This is a genomic window from Vibrio tritonius, assembly GCF_001547935.1.
GTDB classification, from domain to species: Bacteria; Pseudomonadota; Gammaproteobacteria; order Enterobacterales; family Vibrionaceae; genus Vibrio; species Vibrio tritonius.
In genome coordinates, this window is the sequence record NZ_AP014635.1 from 873,059 (window position 1) to 889,884 (window position 16,826).

The 16,826-nt window shown below is 43.9% G+C and carries 17 protein-coding genes; 11 read left to right on the top strand and 6 right to left on the bottom strand.

Going from position 1 to position 16,826, the window contains the following annotated elements:
* The first annotated feature begins 64 nt into the window (after positions 1 to 64).
* The 3 genes from fabB (at position 65) to JCM16456_RS04135 (ending at position 3,611) form a co-directional block, all read left to right on the top strand.
* Entirely contained in the window at positions 65 to 1,276 is a 1,212-nt protein-coding gene (fabB, locus tag JCM16456_RS04125) for a beta-ketoacyl-ACP synthase I (protein ID WP_068712620.1), read from the top strand.
* 191 nt (positions 1,277 to 1,467) lie between these two features.
* Positions 1,468 to 2,598 (top strand): 4-phosphoerythronate dehydrogenase, encoded by a 1,131-nt coding sequence (locus JCM16456_RS04130; protein ID WP_068712622.1) that lies wholly within the window; start codon positions 1,468 to 1,470, stop codon positions 2,596 to 2,598.
* On the top strand, positions 2,598 to 3,611 hold the full coding sequence (locus JCM16456_RS04135; protein WP_068712625.1) for an aspartate-semialdehyde dehydrogenase: 1,014 nt from the start codon (positions 2,598 to 2,600) through the stop codon (positions 3,609 to 3,611). Before JCM16456_RS04130 ends, JCM16456_RS04135 begins: the two co-directional genes overlap by 1 nt.
* A 63-nt stretch (positions 3,612 to 3,674) precedes the next feature.
* On the opposite strand, the gene fcrX is transcribed toward JCM16456_RS04135, so the two are convergent.
* Both fcrX and JCM16456_RS04145 read right to left on the bottom strand, forming a co-directional pair.
* Complete coding sequence (gene fcrX, locus JCM16456_RS04140; protein WP_068712627.1) at positions 3,675 to 4,124, bottom strand: ferric iron uptake transcriptional regulator FcrX; 450 nt, start codon at positions 4,122 to 4,124, stop codon at positions 3,675 to 3,677.
* 417 nt (positions 4,125 to 4,541) lie between these two features.
* A complete protein-coding gene (locus JCM16456_RS04145) occupies positions 4,542 to 5,450 on the bottom strand; it encodes a LysR family transcriptional regulator (RefSeq protein WP_068712629.1) in 909 nt (302 codons plus the stop codon).
* A gap of 130 nt (positions 5,451 to 5,580) precedes the next feature.
* Here JCM16456_RS04145 and JCM16456_RS04150 point away from each other — a divergent pair, with 130 nt between their 5' ends.
* Together JCM16456_RS04150 and JCM16456_RS04155 are read left to right on the top strand one after the other, a co-directional pair.
* Complete coding sequence (locus JCM16456_RS04150) at positions 5,581 to 6,006, top strand: CidA/LrgA family protein (RefSeq protein WP_068712631.1); 426 nt, start codon at positions 5,581 to 5,583, stop codon at positions 6,004 to 6,006.
* Positions 6,007 to 6,009: 3 nt separating this feature from the next.
* Positions 6,010 to 6,705, top strand: coding sequence for an LrgB family protein (locus JCM16456_RS04155; RefSeq protein WP_068715876.1), 696 nt, complete (start codon positions 6,010 to 6,012; stop codon positions 6,703 to 6,705).
* Between the two features lie 102 nt (positions 6,706 to 6,807).
* Here the strand turns inward: JCM16456_RS04155 and fldA are convergent, their stop codons facing one another.
* Both fldA and JCM16456_RS04165 read right to left on the bottom strand, forming a co-directional pair.
* The gene (gene fldA / locus JCM16456_RS04160; protein WP_068712633.1) at positions 6,808 to 7,335 is read right to left on the bottom strand and encodes a flavodoxin FldA; all 528 of its coding nucleotides are present in this window, start codon (positions 7,333 to 7,335) and stop codon (positions 6,808 to 6,810) included.
* Between the two features lie 369 nt (positions 7,336 to 7,704).
* A complete protein-coding gene (locus tag JCM16456_RS04165; RefSeq protein ID WP_068712635.1) occupies positions 7,705 to 8,472 on the bottom strand; it encodes an alpha/beta fold hydrolase in 768 nt (255 codons plus the stop codon).
* Positions 8,473 to 8,564: 92 nt separating this feature from the next.
* Here JCM16456_RS04165 and seqA point away from each other — a divergent pair, with 92 nt between their 5' ends.
* Complete coding sequence (gene seqA / locus JCM16456_RS04170; RefSeq protein WP_068712637.1) at positions 8,565 to 9,128, top strand: replication initiation negative regulator SeqA; 564 nt, start codon at positions 8,565 to 8,567, stop codon at positions 9,126 to 9,128.
* Positions 9,129 to 9,235: 107 nt separating this feature from the next.
* On the top strand, positions 9,236 to 10,882 hold the full coding sequence (pgm, locus tag JCM16456_RS04175; protein WP_068712639.1) for a phosphoglucomutase (alpha-D-glucose-1,6-bisphosphate-dependent): 1,647 nt from the start codon (positions 9,236 to 9,238) through the stop codon (positions 10,880 to 10,882).
* A 73-nt stretch (positions 10,883 to 10,955) separates the two neighbouring features.
* On the opposite strand, the gene JCM16456_RS04180 is transcribed toward pgm, so the two are convergent.
* Positions 10,956 to 11,711 (bottom strand): DUF1853 family protein, encoded by a 756-nt coding sequence (locus JCM16456_RS04180; RefSeq protein ID WP_068712640.1) that lies wholly within the window; start codon positions 11,709 to 11,711, stop codon positions 10,956 to 10,958.
* An 82-nt stretch (positions 11,712 to 11,793) separates the two neighbouring features.
* Here JCM16456_RS04180 and JCM16456_RS04185 point away from each other — a divergent pair, with 82 nt between their 5' ends.
* Positions 11,794 to 12,552: a Nif3-like dinuclear metal center hexameric protein gene (locus JCM16456_RS04185; protein ID WP_068712641.1), complete on the top strand. Its 759-nt coding sequence runs from the start codon at positions 11,794 to 11,796 to the stop codon at positions 12,550 to 12,552.
* Positions 12,553 to 12,630: 78 nt separating this feature from the next.
* Here the strand turns inward: JCM16456_RS04185 and JCM16456_RS04190 are convergent, their stop codons facing one another.
* Positions 12,631 to 13,917, bottom strand: coding sequence for a citrate synthase (locus JCM16456_RS04190; RefSeq protein ID WP_068712643.1), 1,287 nt, complete (start codon positions 13,915 to 13,917; stop codon positions 12,631 to 12,633).
* A 401-nt stretch (positions 13,918 to 14,318) separates the two neighbouring features.
* On the opposite strand from JCM16456_RS04190, the gene sdhC reads away from it, so the two are divergent.
* The 3 genes from sdhC to sdhA are packed head-to-tail and all read left to right on the top strand — an operon-like array spanning position 14,319 to position 16,816.
* The gene (gene sdhC, locus JCM16456_RS04195) at positions 14,319 to 14,711 is read left to right on the top strand and encodes a succinate dehydrogenase cytochrome b556 subunit (RefSeq protein ID WP_068712645.1); all 393 of its coding nucleotides are present in this window, start codon (positions 14,319 to 14,321) and stop codon (positions 14,709 to 14,711) included.
* Entirely contained in the window at positions 14,705 to 15,049 is a 345-nt protein-coding gene (gene sdhD / locus JCM16456_RS04200) for a succinate dehydrogenase, hydrophobic membrane anchor protein (protein WP_068712647.1), read from the top strand. The genes sdhC and sdhD overlap by 7 nt, the downstream gene beginning before the upstream one ends.
* Positions 15,050 to 16,816, top strand: coding sequence for a succinate dehydrogenase flavoprotein subunit (gene sdhA, locus JCM16456_RS04205; protein WP_068712649.1), 1,767 nt, complete (start codon positions 15,050 to 15,052; stop codon positions 16,814 to 16,816).
* Positions 16,817 to 16,826 lie beyond the last annotated feature (10 nt).

Sequence of the window (16,826 nt, forward strand, 5' to 3'; positions counted from 1 at the left end):
TGACCACTTTTGTTATCCTAGATCTGTTATCATTTAGCAGAATTTTGAATTATAGGAATGTCACATGAAACGAGTCGTAATCACCGGTATGGGGATTATCTCAAGTATCGGTAACAACGTCGAAGAAGTTTTAGCGTCTCTTAAAGCAGGCAAATCGGGTATTACCGCTTCAGAACAGTTCAAAGAGCAAGGCCTACGCTCACAAGTGTGGGGCGACCTGAAGATTAACCCTGCTGAACATATTGACCGCAAGCAAATGCGTTTCATGGGTGATGCAGCCGCTTATGCATACCTAGCATTAGAACAAGCGATCACAGATTCAGGACTAGCTCCTGAACAGGTTTCTAACGATCGCACTGGTATCATTGCAGGTTCTGGTGGTGCTTCATCTCAGAACCAGGCGATTGCTGTTGACACTCTACGTGAAAAAGGCGTGAAACGTGTTGGTCCTTACATGGTACCTCGTACTATGTCTTCTACCGTTTCTGCATGTCTAGCAACACCATTTAAAATCCGCGGCGTAAACTACTCAATCAGTTCAGCATGTGCGACTTCTGCACACTGTATTGGTAACGCAATGGAACTTATCCAATTGGGTAAACAAGACGTAGTATTCGCTGGTGGCGGTGAAGAGTTGGATTGGACTCTAACCATGATGTTTGACGCGATGGGTGCATTGTCTACTAAGTACAATGAGACTCCAGAGCTTGCTTCTCGTACTTACGATGCAAACCGCGATGGTTTCGTTATCTCTGGTGGCGGCGGTATGGTCGTACTAGAAGAACTTGAACACGCTCTTGCTCGTGGCGCGAAAATCTACGGTGAAGTGGTAGGTTACGGTGCGACTTCTGATGGTTACGACATGGTAGCTCCATCAGGTGAAGGCGCTGTGCGTTGTATGAAGATGGCAATGCAAAACGTTGACGGCGTAGATTACGTGAACACTCACGGTACTTCTACTCCTGTTGGTGATGTGAAAGAACTTGGCGCAATTCAAGAAGTCTTTGGTGGCAACAGCCCTGCGATTTCTGCAACGAAAGCGATGACTGGTCACGCTCTTGGTGCTGCAGGCGTTCACGAAGCTATTTATTCAACACTGATGCTTGAGCATGGCTTTGTTGCTCCAAGCATTAACGTAGCTGAACTGGATGAAGCTGCTCAAGGTCTTGATATCGTGACTGAAATGCGTGAACAAGAACTAACTACCGTCATGTCAAACAGCTTTGGCTTCGGTGGTACTAACGCGACTTTGGTTATTAAAAAATACCAAGGCTAAGTAGGAGTTCGTTGGCACAAACAACGGATTACGTTGAATGAAGTGCCAGTGATATCAAGGCGACTATTGGTCTTGATAATGCTTTTGCTAGCACAGATGCCCGGCACCTTTAGGTGCCGGGCATTTTTATTCTCGACACTGTGCAAGGATTTTTGCACAATGCCTGCAGTGTCAATGAGTATGAAGCTGTTATGAAAATTCTAATCGATGAAAATATGCCTTACGCTGAAGCTCTGTTTAGTCAGTTAGGTGAGGTGGTACTAAAACCGGGGCGCACACTTTCTGCCGATGATTTGGTGGATGTAGATGCGTTGATGATTCGCTCTGTCACCAAAGTGAATGAAGCACTGCTGGCAAAAGCCAACAAATTGAAATTTGTGGGAACAGCCACCGCGGGTATGGACCATGTAGACCAAGACTTACTTGCCAAACGTGGTATCTTCTTTACTGCAGCACCAGGCTGTAACAAAGTGGGAGTCGCTGAGTATGTGGTGAGCGTGCTCATGGTATTGTCTCAGCAACAAGGTTTTTCTATTTTCGATAAAACGGTTGGGATTATCGGTGCTGGTCAAGTGGGTAGCTACTTACATCAGTGCTTAACTGGTCTTGGTTTGAATGTGCTCATCAATGATCCACCGAAACAAGCGGAAGGGGATTCACGCGAATTTACGCCGTTGGACACTTTGCTTGAGCAGGCGGATGTCATTACCGTGCACACACCGATCACCAAAGAGGGTCAATGGCCAACGCATCATATGTTTGATGAAGCGGTGCTTAATCAATTGCGCGGTGATCAGATTTTGATTAATGCGGCACGTGGTCCTATTGTTGATAACAATGCTTTGAAAGCGCGCTTGGCAAAACAAGATGGCTTTACCGTCGCTTTAGATGTGTTTGAATTTGAACCGCAAGTCGACGCTGATTTGCTACCTTTAGTGGCATTTACTACGCCTCATGTGGCTGGGTATGGCCTTGAAGGGAAAGCTCGTGGGACGACCATGATCTTTAATAGCTACTGTGAGTTTTTAGGTAATGAGCTACGAGCTAATGCCTCAGATTTGTTGCCAGTGGCTCCTATCCCTTGTATGCATTTAGATCGCACATGGGATGAAGCGGTACTCTTTACTCTGACACAAACCATTTATGATGTGCGTAAGGATGACGCGCTGTTTAGACGCGAGATACCTAAGCCTGGTGCATTCGATAAAATGCGCAAGCAGTACTGGGATAGACGAGAGTATAGCGCGGTTACTCTGGTTGGAGATGACAGTTGTAATCTGTCACCTCTGGCAAAGCTAGGTTTCAATATTGAGGTTAAATAATGAGCCAAGAATTTAATGTTGCCATTTTAGGGGCAACTGGCGCTGTTGGTGAAACCATCATCGAAGTGCTTCAGGAGCGTAAGTTTCCTTTGGGCGAGCTGTTTTTGCTGGCTAGTGAGCGCAGTGAAGGTAAATCGTACCGTGTGAATGGCAAAACGATCAGTGTACAAAACGTTGAAGAGTTTGATTGGAGCCAGGCGCACATCGGTCTGTTTTCTGCTGGCTCTGAGTTATCTGCTCAGTGGGCCCCTATTGCTGCAGATGCTGGTGTTATTGTGATCGATAACACCTCTCAGTTCCGCTATGATTACGATGTTCCTCTGGTTGTGCCAGAAGTGAATCCTCATGCGATTGCAGAGTTTCGTAACCGTAATATCATCGCTAACCCGAACTGTTCAACGATTCAAATGCTCGTGGCATTAAAACCGATTCAAGACGAAGTGGGCATTGAACGAATTAACGTGACTACCTATCAATCGGTGTCTGGTGCGGGTAAAAAAGGCATTGATGAATTAGCGGGACAAACTGCGAAACTACTAAACGGTATGCCTGCGGAAAATGAAGCATTTTCTCAGCAAATTGCGTTTAACTGCATCCCACAAATTGATGATTTTATGGAAAATGGCTACACCAAAGAAGAAATGAAAATGGTGTGGGAAACACAAAAGATTTTTGCCGATCAGAGTATTCGTGTAAACCCTACTTGTGTTCGAGTGCCAGTGTTTTATGGACATGCCGAAGCACTTCACATTGAAACCTTAGCACCTATCGGTGCAGAGCAAGTAATTAACTTGCTGCAAGCAACAGATGGCATCGAAGTGTTTACTGGTGAAGATTTCCCAACTCAAGTACGTGATGCTGGCGGTAAGGACCATGTGATGGTGGGTCGTATTCGTGAAGACATCAGCCACCATAGTGGTATCAATATGTGGGTAGTGGCGGATAACGTGCGCAAAGGTGCAGCAACTAATGCTGTACAAATTGCTGAGCTGTTAATTCGTGATTATTTATAAAACAGTTGATGAGAGTGTTACTCTCATCTGCTGGCATAAAAAAACCACCTTGCGGTGGTTTTTTTATTTTTTCGGTTTGTGCGCATCAGGGTCGTTTTTACATGAACCGTCACCACATTTACCGTATAGGTATAAACTGTGGTTAGTTAACTGCACATTATACAAAGCTGCGATTTCGCGTTGACGATGTTCAATGACCTCGTCAGAAAATTCAATCACTTCACCACAATCTAAACACACTAAGTGGTCATGGTGGTGCTGAGTTGATAATTCAAAAACCGACTTGCCACCTTCGAAGTGGTGACGAGTAACAATGCCTGCATCATCAAATTGGTTTAGAACTCGGTACACGGTTGCAAGACCGATCTCTTCTCCGAGGTCTATCAATTTCTTATACAGCTCTTCAGCGCTAATATGTTGGCACTCAGGTTGCTGTAATACCTCTAGAATCTTAAGCCTTGGAAGGGTTACTTTAAGACCAGCATCCTTTAGCGCTTGGTTATTATCTGACATATAGTTTCCCGTTGATGATCTGCAGTAAATAACAGAAGTCAGTGTTGCCCATATTATAGGTTAGTCACGCAGAACAATAAACCACGAAGTTCAAAGGGTTACTTCAAGTTATGTCTATATTGTGCACTTAACTGGCAATATAAAATGCAACCCATTTCGTATTTTTCATTGTTGCTGACTAGCAGTTCTCATTTCGAACTAAAGTCTAAGACAACTTTTTTCTTAATCAGTTTGATTTACTCGAGTTAAGAATAACACACTCATTTTATTACATAAAACGAATAGTGTGACATCAGATTTATTTATGATTAAAACTCATTTTACTTACAATACTGATGAAACGGTTGAGTCATCTGTTCAATATCGCTCGTAATTAATCCTACGAACGTTGATGATAAAAATAGTAAAACGATTTGGTTAGTTTAGCATCGGTTCCTGATTTTTCTTGGATTCAATATACTCTTTACCGAGTTTTATCAGGGCATCTGCCGTTTTTGAGACATAGCGGTCAGCATGCCAAATCATACCTAGTGGCCAATCCATTGAGGGAGAAATTGGCTTAACTAACACAGCTTCATCTCGAATACGATGACATAAGGGGTCAGGAAGAAAAGCAACACCTACGCCACTCTTAACCAATGCGACTAGAAAATCCCATTGACTGCTTCGGGCAGAAATTTGTGGGGCATATCCTGCATTTTGGCACAGCGTATTAATGTAGTCGCTCAAGGTAAACTCTTCTGTATAAAGATAGAAAGGCTCTTCTTTTAAGTCTTGCCACGTGATGTGCTTACAATCATGCCAACGTTCTGTATCAGGTAAAATGGCATGAATGGGATAGTTCGCCAGTGGTAATTTAGCTAAACAGTGGTCGTGATGAGAGGTGAGCATAGTGATTGCCATGTCTAATTCACCGTTAACTAACGCCTGTTCTATTTTGCGCCCGCCGTATTCAACAATGGTGAGCTCAACGTTGGGGTAAAGTTGCCGGTAACGACGGATTAGACCTGCGTATAAATGGCCAACCATGGGAGGAATTCCTAGACGTAAGTGACCACGTTGTAATTCATGTAAATCAATCAATTCCGCTTTAAGCTGATCCATCTGCTCTAGAATTTGTAGTGCCCTTTGATAAACAATTTCGCCTGCATCGGTTAACCAAAAACGTCTTCCCTCGCGGTGGAGTAGTGGTTGATTTAATGACTGTTCTAAGTTGCGTACCATCTTACTAATGGTGGGCTGGGTAACGTAAAGGCTTTCTGAAGCCCGAGTAAAACTCTGCAATTCCACTAATTTTACAAAATAGCGTAACGCTTTAATGTCCATAACAACGTACTTATTTCAAGTTGGGTTATGTATTCCATTTTGGCATGAAAATGATAATAAAAATTCATTTTATGATGGTTAGGATGGTCAATATACTGTGACAAAATTCACAAAACGAGTGTTTTCCACGATGAACAAAATAGGAAATGGAATGCTAACCATCATACAAGTGATAGGGCTTTCCGTGATTTGGTTTGCTGCCGATTACTTGGTAAAGCAGTTCCATTTACCCATTCCCTCCAACTTAACTGGTTTGCTGCTGTTATTGGTATTAGTGTTTGCGCGTATCATCAATGTTGAATGGTTGAGGCGAGGTGCGACTTGGTTGTTGGCTGAAATGTTACTGTTTTTCGTTCCTGCTGTTGTCACCGTTGTTAATTATCAATCTTTGATGGAGCAAGAAGGGCTACAAATCATTGCTGTATTGTTTATTAGTACGGCACTTGTTATTGGAGTAACGGCTTGGGTGGTTGATCGAGTCTATCGTTTTGAAGTTGCCCTGTCGCGCCGTAAGAGTAACCGTCGCGCGCAGCGGTTAGTTAAAGTGGGCCAATAAATGATGCTTTGGTCAAACTATGGGGTTGGTTTACTCTGTTTCGTAATGACAGTCCTGCTTTACTACGTGAGTAAGCAGTTGTACAGGCGTAAAAAAAGTATCTTTTTAATGCCATTAATGTTGGCGCCGTTACTGTTAGTGATGATGGTTATTGTGTTTCGAATTCCCTATCAATCTTACATGCAAGATTCCCATTGGTTGATGTGGATGCTCGGCCCTGCAACTGTGGCATTTGCTATTCCGGTTTATGATAATCGAGAGTTAATTCGTCGCCACTGGCTATCTTTATCTGTTGGGGTGATGGTTTCAGTAATGGTTGCGGTAGTCAGTACGGTGTTTTTAGCTCGCTTATTCCATTTACCTGAACTGCTACAACGCAGTTTAGCGATGCGTTCAATCACGACGCCTTTTGCCGTCGAGGCCACTAAATCCGTTGGGGGGCAAAGTGATCTAACTGCGCTTTTTGTGGTGTTAACGGGGTTAATCGGTATGGCGATTGGTGAAGTCATCCTTACGGTACTGTCGATTCGTTCACGTTTAGGTAAGGGGGCCAGTTTAGGCGCTTCTGCCCATGGTGCTGGTACCGCAAAAGCTTATCAGCTAGGCAGTTCTGAAGGTGTGGTTTCTAGCGTAGTGATGATGATAGCTGGAATGGTGACTGTTCTTTTAGCCCCAGCTATAGGTCATATATTGTGGTAACTCGGTAGGCTATTCGTCCAGTAATGAATTTTATCCACCAATAGATATAAAAAATCCCCAACGTTGGGGATTTTTGATCTGGTAAAGAAATAATCTTAGTGATTAGTCTTCAAGTTCAGCTAGACACATCTCTTCATATACTTGGTTTACCCAAGTTGAAACACGTTGTTCGGTTAGCTCAGGCTGACGGTCTTCATCAATACAAAGTCCAACAAAGTGGTTGTCATCAACAAGCGCTTTTGACGCTTCGAAGTCATAGCCTTCGGTTGGCCATTCGCCAACAATTGTGCCGCCTTTTGCTTCAACGATATCACGAATGGTGCCCATCGCATCGCAGAAGTACTCTGCGTAGTCTTCTTGGTCACCACAACCAAAGATAGCAACAAGCTTGGTTGAGAAATCAATGGTTTCTAGTTCAGGGAAAAAGTCGTCCCAGTCGCATTGTGCTTCGCCGTAGTACCAAGTAGGGATACCGAGTAGCAGTAGATCGAAATTATCGATGTCTTCTTTACTGCTTTTTGCGATGTCTTGAACATGAACTAGCTTTTCACCAAGCTTTTTCTGAATCATCTTTGCAACCGCTTCGGTGTTGCCAGTATCACTACCAAAGAAGATACCTACACTTGCCATAGAATCATTACCTTTAAATTGTTATGGGTGAACTCTCTGTCGTTACATCTAACTCTTATTCGGACCACAGAGTTGCCACTCAGTTGCAACAGAACTGAGTTATCCTGTTCAACCTGAAAAAAGAAAGAACTTTACTAATTGACGGCTAACAGCTTGTTTTTACGTGTTTCTCTCTACAAAGTAATTGTGTAGAGTGAGTTTTGCTTAGCACCAGCAAGGCTGTGGACGTTAAAGTCAAATGATAAAGCAAATTCTTACGCCAATTTTTATGGGCGCATAATACCACTGTTAAACAGCAAAGTTAATGTACCAATCGGTCTGTTTCAAGCCGATTAAACGCGAAAGGTGTTTTTATCCAGTACGGATGCCTTACACGATTAAAAATTTACGAATAGCACGCAAGACTTCCGCAGGTTTTTCCGAATGTAGCCAGTGACCAGTATTGGCGACGACATGGGCGCGAGCTTGGGTAAACTGTGCTTTGATTTCTGCTTGATATTCGGCTGTGACATATTCAGACAAACCACCTTTAATAAACAGTGTTGGGATAGAGCAAGGCTCTATCGTGTTCCAACCTAATATATCCCAGTAGTTTTTTTCCAAAGCTCGTACATTAAAGCGCCATTCCATATGTTCGCCATTATTAAACAGTGATTTACCAATGAATTGGCGAACTCCTTCAAGCTCAATATGCTCAGCTAAAATAGCCATAGCATCACGGCGGTTAGTGGGTTTGGCGTCGATCACAGCATTTAATCCTGCAAACACATTATCGTGGCGACGAGTTGTGTAGGCGACAGGCGCCATGTCCAACACAATGAGGCGAGTGACTATTTCGGGAGCGATGGCTGCGAGTTTCATCGCGGCTTTGCCGCCCATGGAGTGGCCAATAACGATTGCGTGATTGATGGATAAATGAGCGAGTAACTGTTTGATATCTTGAGCGAGAAGATCGTAATTATGTTCATCGCTATGGAACGATATGCCGTGGTTACGCAGATCGACACTCAGCACTTGGTGATCGTTTTTAAGATCACGAGCAAGCAGCCCAAGATTGTCTAAATTGCCAAATAAACCGTGGATCAAAACAATGGTGTGACCCTCACCTTCGAGTTTGTAATTGAGAAGTGCTGACATTTTATCTTATTAGTGATTGGTTTAACGTAGAGTCTGAGCGAAGATCTCGCTATAATCCCTGTGAGTTTAAACATTGAGATTGTGAAAAGCGAATGAAAACAATTGAGGTTGATGAGGATCTATACCGTTTTATTGCTAGCCAGACCCTACATATTGGGGAAAGTGCTTCGGATATTTTGCGTCGTTTATTAAACGTTGACGCTCAAAATAGCAGTAGCACTCCTGTTTCTGCGCCGAAGGCAAAAGAAACCACTGTGCAGCAGCAACCGACTGTAGTGATGAGCAAGAATGCGGCTCAAGAGAGTAAAGTGGATTGCGTAAAAGAGATGCGTTCTCTATTAATCTCTGACGAGTTTGCAGGTCTTAAAAAGGCCGTCGATCGTTTTATTTTGGTTCTTTCGACTCTGCACCGAATCGATCCAGTTAGTTTCTCCGATGCAATGTCAGTGAAGGGCCGCAAGCGGATTTACTTTGCCGATAATGAGCAAACGCTACTGGCTCACGGTCAAACGACCAAACCAAAATCGATTCCTAATTCACCTTTTTGGGTGATCACTAATAATAACACCAGTCGCAAACAGCAGATGGTTGAGCAGGTAATGTCACTAATGAATTTCCCTGCAGATATCATCGAGAAAGTGACCCATGCAATTTAACATGCATCGGACATTGGATGGACAAAAAGTCTGATTAAAACCTCATAATGGGTACTGAAAAGACCGTATTATGGGGTTTTGTTTGCATTTTTTTATAAGGATGTCATATGGCTATGCACCCTCGAGCAGGGCAAAAAGCGCTACAGGAGGATCTGAACAATATCCCAGCCCTTGTAGCTAACTACTATCTTCTCCAGCCAGATCCGCACAATTCACAGCATAAAGTGGAATTTGGTACTTCCGGCCACCGCGGCAGCTCAGATAAATCTACTTTCAATGAAAAGCACATTCTTGCTATTACTCAGGCGGTCGTGGATGTTCGTGCTGAGCAAGATACCACCGGCCCAATGTTTGTCGGTAAAGACACTCACGCCTTATCTGAACCTGCGTTTAGCAGTGTAGTAGAAGTGCTGATCGCTAACGGTATTGAAGTCATTGCCCAAGCTCATAATGGCTATACACCAACTCCAGGTGTTTCTCATGCGATTCTAACGTATAACCAGACTCACCAACAAAAAGCCGACGGTATTGTGATTACACCATCACATAACCCCCCACAAGACGGCGGGATTAAATACAATCCGGTGCACGGTGGTCCAGCGGAAGCTGAGTTAACTCAAGCTATCCAAGATCGCGCTAACGCATACATTGCCAATCAACTCGAAGGCGTAAAGCGCATTACTATCGTTGAGGCAAAACAATCACCTTTGTTCCGTGAACTGGATTTAGTTCAGCCTTACCTCGATGACTTAGTCAATGTCGTTGATATGGAAGCGATTCAAAAAGCGGATCTGAAATTAGGTGTAGATCCTCTCGGTGGTAGTGGTATCGATTACTGGCGTCGCATTGGTAAACAATACCAATTGAATCTCACCTTAGTGAGTGAAGCTATCGATCCAAGTTTCCAATTTATGTCTCTTGATAAAGATGGTGTGATCCGTATGGATTGTTCATCACCTTATGCGATGGCCGGCTTACTGTCGCTCAAAGATGAATACGATCTTGCGTTTGGTAACGATCCTGATTACGACCGCCACGGTATCGTGACGCCACAAGGTTTGATGAATCCAAACCACTTCCTCGCTGTTTGTATCGATTACCTATACCGTCACCGTGAGGGTTGGGCAAAAGATGTGGCTGTAGGTAAAACGCTCGTTTCCAGTGCCATGATTGACAAAGTGGTTGCAGATCTTGGTCGTGAGCTGTGTGAAGTACCAGTGGGCTTCAAATGGTTTGTTGATGGTCTATTTACTGGTCGCTTTGGGTTCGGTGGTGAAGAGAGTGCTGGCGCTTCTTTCTTACGTAAAGACGGTACACCTTGGTCAACCGACAAAGATGGCATTATTTTGTGTCTACTAGCGGCTGAAATCACTGCGGTAACCGGTAAGAACCCGCAACAATATTACGATGAACTGGCTGCAAAACATGGTGAATCTCACTATGCGCGTTTGCAAGCCGTTGCTAATGGCCCGCAAAAAGAGGTGTTGAAAAAGCTTTCTCCAGAGATGGTGTCAGCACAAACTCTTGCGGGTGACCCTATTGTAGCTCGTCTTACTCATGCACCTGGTAACGGCGCAGCAATCGGCGGCTTGAAAGTCGTGACCGATTACGGTTGGTTTGCTGCTCGCCCATCGGGTACTGAAGACATTTACAAGATCTATTGTGAAAGCTTCAAGGGTGAAGAACATCTAAAATTGATCGAAACCGAAGCTCAAGCGATTGTAAATCAAGTATTTAAAGACGCTGGTTTATAAAATTAAACGTTTTGTAACCTAGGTTAATGAAAGGGAGACTAATAGTGAGTCTCCCTTTTTTAATCCTAGTCGGTTAGGCGGTTGTATTGTTGGGCCAGTCATCCGGCACAATAAACCAAAACATGCCTGATTTACTTTGGCAGTGAACAAATCCTTTTGCATCCATTGAGTAGCTTTGACTCTCCTCAGATTTTCCTGTGATCCATTGCGGTTTATCTAAGAGAAATAACGGTTCATCAATAAGATGTTGCTGGTGTTGAAAACACCAATGACCAACCACTCGGTCTAGATTGATACTAATACCAGAACAATAGGTGGGGATCTCTTCCGGTTCAAATGGGTTAATATAGAGGCGACCTTGCATCAAAAGGTGCTGACTTGGCTTACCAAATTGAGGATAACTCGCTGAAAATTCGTTAGTGTGCGAAAAGGGCAGTTGCCGCTCTAGCATATGGTTAATTTTTTTATCGAGCCTATCTTTAGCATTCGGCCCGTACCAGTATCCATGGTGTAAAAGATAAAACTTGATGGCCACTTCCCAGTGTTGCCATTCTTTATCCGAAGTTTCGACCACAAAATCGACCGCACCTAAGGTTTTTCCCTGATGATTTATCTGTAACTCTTCATGCACGGCGCCAAAGTATTCACTGTGTTGAAATAACACTGAACAAAGATGTTGGTAAACAAAACCCAAACGACGATTTCCCGTATATGGGGCTAAATGACTTGGACTCGGATGTGAAAAAGGAGAAAACACGGCAATGGGGGCGGAACCAAGCAAAAGTGATGGTGTGGTAATGATCCAGTCGGATATTTTACGAAGATTCATACTGGTTACCCTAGGGGAGTTTCGACAAGAGTCTATTAAATTGTTATAACCTCACCATCAACTGGATGCAATGGAAGAAACCATGAATAATTTTGAACTTGAGACACTGCTCAACGACACATTGTCACCAAACTTGATTAAAGATTACTGTCCTAACGGCTTACAAGTCGAAGGGCAAAGTGAGATCAAGAAAATCGTTACAGGTGTGACTGCATCTGCAGCATTAATTGACAAAGCAATTGAACTCAATGCTGATGCCATCTTAGTTCATCATGGCTACTTTTGGAAAAATGAACCTCAAGCCATTAGAGGTATGAAAGGGCGCCGAATTCGTCAATTAATTAAACATGATATCAATCTATTGGCTTATCACCTTCCGCTCGATATTCATCCAACATTAGGTAACAATGCCCAGCTAGCACAACGGCTTGGCATTACGTTAGAGGGTGGTTTAGAAGGGCATCCTCAATCGGTAGCCATGCATGGGCGATTGGAAAAACCAGTGACAGGTGCTGAGTTTGCATCGCGTATCGCCAGTACTCTTAACCGTGAACCAATGCACATCGCACCTGAAAACGAAGCCAAACTGATTGAAACCGTGGGTTTATGCACCGGTGGTGGACAAGATTTTATTGAATTGGCGGTAGAAAAAGGGCTTGATGCGTTTATATCCGGTGAGATTTCTGAGCGCACAACGTATTCTGCTCGTGAGCAAGACATTCATTATTTTGCGGCGGGTCATCATGCAACTGAACGATACGGCGTAAAAGCGTTGGGTGAGTGGTTAGCGCAAGAGTACAGCTTAGACGTTACGTTTATAGATATAAACAATCCAGTTTAATACTCAGCTAATCACTAGCTCCAAAAAAAGAGCGAGACCTAAAGTCTCGCTCTTTTACATCGATGTAACACAAGTAAACTAGCGTTTTTCTAGTGGTACGAAGTCGCGCATGGTTTTCCCTGTATACAGCTGACGAGGACGACCAATGCGGTTTCCTGGATCACTGTGCATTTCGTTCCAATGAGCAATCCAGCCAATGGTACGAGACATAGCGAAAATCACGGTAAACATAGACACTGGAATGCCGATTGCCTTCAGAATAATACCTGAATAGAAGTCGACGTTTGGATACAATTTCTTGTCGATAAAGTAAGGGTCAGAAAGAGCTATTCGTTCTAACTCCATTGCCACATCCAACAGCGGATCTTTGATGTCCAGTTCTTCGAGAACATCGTGACAAGCGTTACGCATCACGGTAGCTCGAGGGTCATAGTTTTTATAAACACGGTGACCAAAGCCCATTAAACGGAATGGGTCATCTTTGTCTTTTGCACGAGCAACATATTCTGGAATTTTTTCAACAGAACCAATTTCTTCCAACATACGTAGACAAGCTTCGTTAGCACCACCATGAGCAGGACCCCAGAGGGAAGCAATCCCTGCAGCGATACAAGCAAATGGGTTGGCACCAGAAGAGCCAGCCAAACGCACAGTAGAAGTGGATGCGTTTTGCTCATGGTCTGCGTGTAGCGTAAAAATCTTATCCATGGCGCGAGCCACAATAGGATTGACTTCATACTCTTCACACGGTGTAGCAAACATCATATGTAGAAAGTTCTCAGCGTAAGTCAAATCGTTGCGAGGATAGATAAACGGTTGACCTACTGAGTATTTGTAACACATTGCTGCCAAGGTAGGCATTTTAGAAAGTAAGCGATAAGCCGCAATTTCACGGTGCGAATCGTTGTTGATATCCAGAGAGTCATGATAGAAAGCAGCTAATGCACCAACGACACCGCACATAATTGCCATTGGGTGCGCATCACGACGAAAACCATGATAGAAACTCGCAATTTGTTCGTGAACCATCGTATGTCGAGCAACAGTGTATTTGAACTCTTCATACTGTTCGCGAGTGGGAGCTTCGCCGTATAGCAGAATGAAACAGACTTCCAAATAATCAGCGTTGTTTGCTAACTGATCAATGGGGAAGCCACGGTGCAGCAGAACACCTTTATCGCCATCAATATAGGTGATTTGAGACTCACAAGATGCAGTGGCAAGAAAACCTGGGTCAAACGTAAAATAGCCATTTGAGCCCAATCCTCGAACGTCGATTACTTGGGGGCCAATGCTCCCATCCATAATCGGCAGTTCGATTGGCGCTTTTCCTTCGATGTGAAGGGTCGCTTTCTTATCTGCCATAACAATCTCCTTTGTTTTTTTAAATTATATAGTCCATCCAGGATATTTGTGCCTAGACTATTTAAGACTGATCCTAATTAAAGTCAATTTTTCTCAACTGATGTGTGCACTTACTTTGATTTTTCATAAATAAAACGTTAAAAATCTGTTCCATGTAGCAAAAATTGTTACATCAATTGTATTAAAATGTAGCGAGCCCTATATTGGCTAAGTGAATGCAGGCAAAGGCCTTGTTATTTCTAGCTTTGAAACGTTTCTCTCTGCAATTTTTAGCTAGAAAGTTGACTTTTATTGAGCACTTTAACCAGTTAAATTTTGGGTGAAATGTTTAGTTTTTGTTAATAAACCTTGGCTTTGTGTCTGAATTTTCATCAATAACAAAAAATGCTCAATGGAGCTGAGTGAGCAAGCCCGTGAAAGAAAGAAAGTTAAGACCTGTAAATTTAGATCTACAGACCATACGCTTTCCAATTACTGCTATTGCATCGATTCTTCACCGCGTTACTGGGGTGATCATGTTTGTAGCGGTAGGAATCCTGTTGTGGTTACTCTCCTTGTCCTTATCCTCTCCAATGGGGTTCATGGACGCTAGCGACATTGTCGATAGTTTCATCGTTAAACTCATCTTGTGGGGCATCTTGACTGCTCTAGCCTATCACATCGTTGGTGGTTTACGTCACTTGATGATGGATATGGGTTACTTTGAAGAACTCGATACTGGTGCGGCAAGCGCCAAAGTCGCTTTCGGTATTACGATTATCCTCGCCGTTTTAGCAGGAGTCCTCGTATGGTAAAGAATGTTGCTTCCCTAGGCCGTAATGGTGTTCACGATTTTCTACTTGTTCGTGGTACCGCCATTATTATGACCTTATATGTCATTTACATGGTTTGTTTCTGTGCATTTACCGACATCACCTATGTGTCATGGACTGGCTTTTTCGCTGGTACCTTCACAAAAGTGTTCACTATGCTGGCGCTCGTCTCTGTACTGATTCACGGTTGGATCGGTTTATGGCAGGTGCTAACGGACTATGTGAAATGCGCAAAATTGCGCGGATTACTTCAACTAGTCGTGATCGCTGTTTTACTTGGCTATTTCTTCTCCGGCCTATTCGTTTTGTGGGGTGTATAAGTGTCTATTCCAGTACGTCAATTCGACGCCGTAGTGATCGGTGCCGGCGGTGCAGGTATGCGTGCCGCATTACAAATTTCAGAGCAGGGTCTTACATGTGCTCTATTATCTAAAGTCTTTCCTACTCGTTCTCACACTGTGTCTGCGCAAGGTGGCATCACTGTTGCTTTGGGTAACTCGCACAAAGATAACTGGCAATGGCACATGTATGACACCGTAAAAGGGTCTGACTATATTGGTGACCAAAACGCCATTGAATACATGTGTAAAAATGGTCCTCAATCGGTGATTGAACTAGAAAAAATGGGTCTGCCATTTTCTCGTTTTGAAGATGGTTCAATTTACCAACGTCCATTTGGCGGCCAATCGAAAGAGTTTGGTGGTGAACAAGCCGCACGTACCGCTGCAGCGGCAGACCGTACCGGTCATGCACTATTGCATACTCTTTATCAGCAAAATATCAAACATAAAACCACTATTTTCTCCGAATGGTATGCGCTTGATTTAGTGAAAAACCAAGACGGTGCCATTTTGGGTTGTACGGCTTTATGTATGGAAACTGGTGAGATTTGTTATTTCAAATCCAAGGCGACTGTCTTGGCTACAGGTGGTGCTGGTCGTATTTATCAATCCACTACCAATGCCCACATTAATACCGGTGACGGCGTCGGCATGGCACTGCGTGCAGGCGCACCAATGCAAGACATGGAAATGTGGCAATTCCACCCAACCGGCATTGCAGGCGCAGGGGTACTCGTTACCGAAGGTTGTCGTGGTGAGGGGGGATATCTTCTCAATAAAGATGGCGAACGCTTCATGGAGCGTTATGCCCCTAACGCGAAAGACCTTGCAGGTCGTGACGTAGTTGCACGTTCGATGATGATCGAGATTCGTGAAGGTCGCGGTTGCGATGGCCCATGGGGTCCACACATCAAACTTAAATTGGATCACTTAGGTCGCGATGTTCTTGAATCACGCCTGCCGGGTATTTGCGAATTATCTCGTACTTTTGCTCACGTTGATCCTGTGAAAGAGCCTATTCCGGTCATTCCAACTTGTCACTATATGATGGGCGGCGTGCCAACTCAGGTCTCAGGACAAGCATTGAAACAGGATGCTTCAGGTAATGATGTCGAAATTCAAGGCTTGTATGCCTGCGGTGAAATCGCTTCAGTGTCGGTTCACGGCGCCAACCGTTTAGGGGGCAATTCGCTTCTCGATTTGGTGGTATTTGGTCGTGCAACAGGTCTGCACCTTGGCGAAACCTTAGCGGCACAAGTGGAAGCTCGTCCAGCCACGGAATCAGATATTGAAGCTTCTCTGGCTCGTACCATGCGTTGGGAAAACAGCACCAGCGGTGAAGATCCGGTGCAAATTCGTAAAGACCTACAACAGTGCATGCAACACAGCTTCTCTGTATTCCGTGAAGGGGAAGCGATGGCGGAAGGCCTTAGTGAATTGAAAGAGATTCGCGAACGTTTGAAAAATGCTCATTTGGCAGATAAATCGAAAGAGTTTAATACTCAACGTGTTGAATGCCTAGAATTGGATAACCTGATGGAAACGGCGTTTTCTACGGCGGTAGCAGCAAACTACCGCACGGAAAGTCGTGGTGCTCATGCTCGCTTCGACTTCCCAGAACGTGATGATGAAAACTGGCTATGTCATTCAATTTATAATCCGGAAACGGAGCAAATGAATAAACGTCATGTGAACATGCAACCCGTTTTCCGTGACCCGTTCCCACCAAAAGTACGTACATACTAGGGGAGGACTA

What these genes read in the sequence shown, in the direction of transcription:
- fabB (WP_068712620.1), top strand. Translation starts at nt 65, where the DNA reads ATGAAACGAGTCGTAATCACCGGTATGGGGATTATCTCAAGTATCGGT.
- JCM16456_RS04130 (WP_068712622.1), top strand. Translation starts at nt 1,468, where the DNA reads ATGAAAATTCTAATCGATGAAAATATGCCTTACGCTGAAGCTCTGTTT.
- JCM16456_RS04135 (WP_068712625.1), top strand. Translation starts at nt 2,598, where the DNA reads ATGAGCCAAGAATTTAATGTTGCCATTTTAGGGGCAACTGGCGCTGTT.
- fcrX (WP_068712627.1), bottom strand. Translation starts at nt 4,124, where the DNA reads ATGTCAGATAATAACCAAGCGCTAAAGGATGCTGGTCTTAAAGTAACC.
- JCM16456_RS04145 (WP_068712629.1), bottom strand. Translation starts at nt 5,450, where the DNA reads ATGGACATTAAAGCGTTACGCTATTTTGTAAAATTAGTGGAATTGCAG.
- JCM16456_RS04150 (WP_068712631.1), top strand. Translation starts at nt 5,581, where the DNA reads ATGAACAAAATAGGAAATGGAATGCTAACCATCATACAAGTGATAGGG.
- JCM16456_RS04155 (WP_068715876.1), top strand. Translation starts at nt 6,010, where the DNA reads ATGCTTTGGTCAAACTATGGGGTTGGTTTACTCTGTTTCGTAATGACA.
- fldA (WP_068712633.1), bottom strand. Translation starts at nt 7,335, where the DNA reads ATGGCAAGTGTAGGTATCTTCTTTGGTAGTGATACTGGCAACACCGAA.
- JCM16456_RS04165 (WP_068712635.1), bottom strand. Translation starts at nt 8,472, where the DNA reads ATGTCAGCACTTCTCAATTACAAACTCGAAGGTGAGGGTCACACCATT.
- seqA (WP_068712637.1), top strand. Translation starts at nt 8,565, where the DNA reads ATGAAAACAATTGAGGTTGATGAGGATCTATACCGTTTTATTGCTAGC.
- pgm (WP_068712639.1), top strand. Translation starts at nt 9,236, where the DNA reads ATGGCTATGCACCCTCGAGCAGGGCAAAAAGCGCTACAGGAGGATCTG.
- JCM16456_RS04180 (WP_068712640.1), bottom strand. Translation starts at nt 11,711, where the DNA reads ATGAATCTTCGTAAAATATCCGACTGGATCATTACCACACCATCACTT.
- JCM16456_RS04185 (WP_068712641.1), top strand. Translation starts at nt 11,794, where the DNA reads ATGAATAATTTTGAACTTGAGACACTGCTCAACGACACATTGTCACCA.
- JCM16456_RS04190 (WP_068712643.1), bottom strand. Translation starts at nt 13,917, where the DNA reads ATGGCAGATAAGAAAGCGACCCTTCACATCGAAGGAAAAGCGCCAATC.
- sdhD (WP_068712647.1), top strand. Translation starts at nt 14,705, where the DNA reads ATGGTAAAGAATGTTGCTTCCCTAGGCCGTAATGGTGTTCACGATTTT.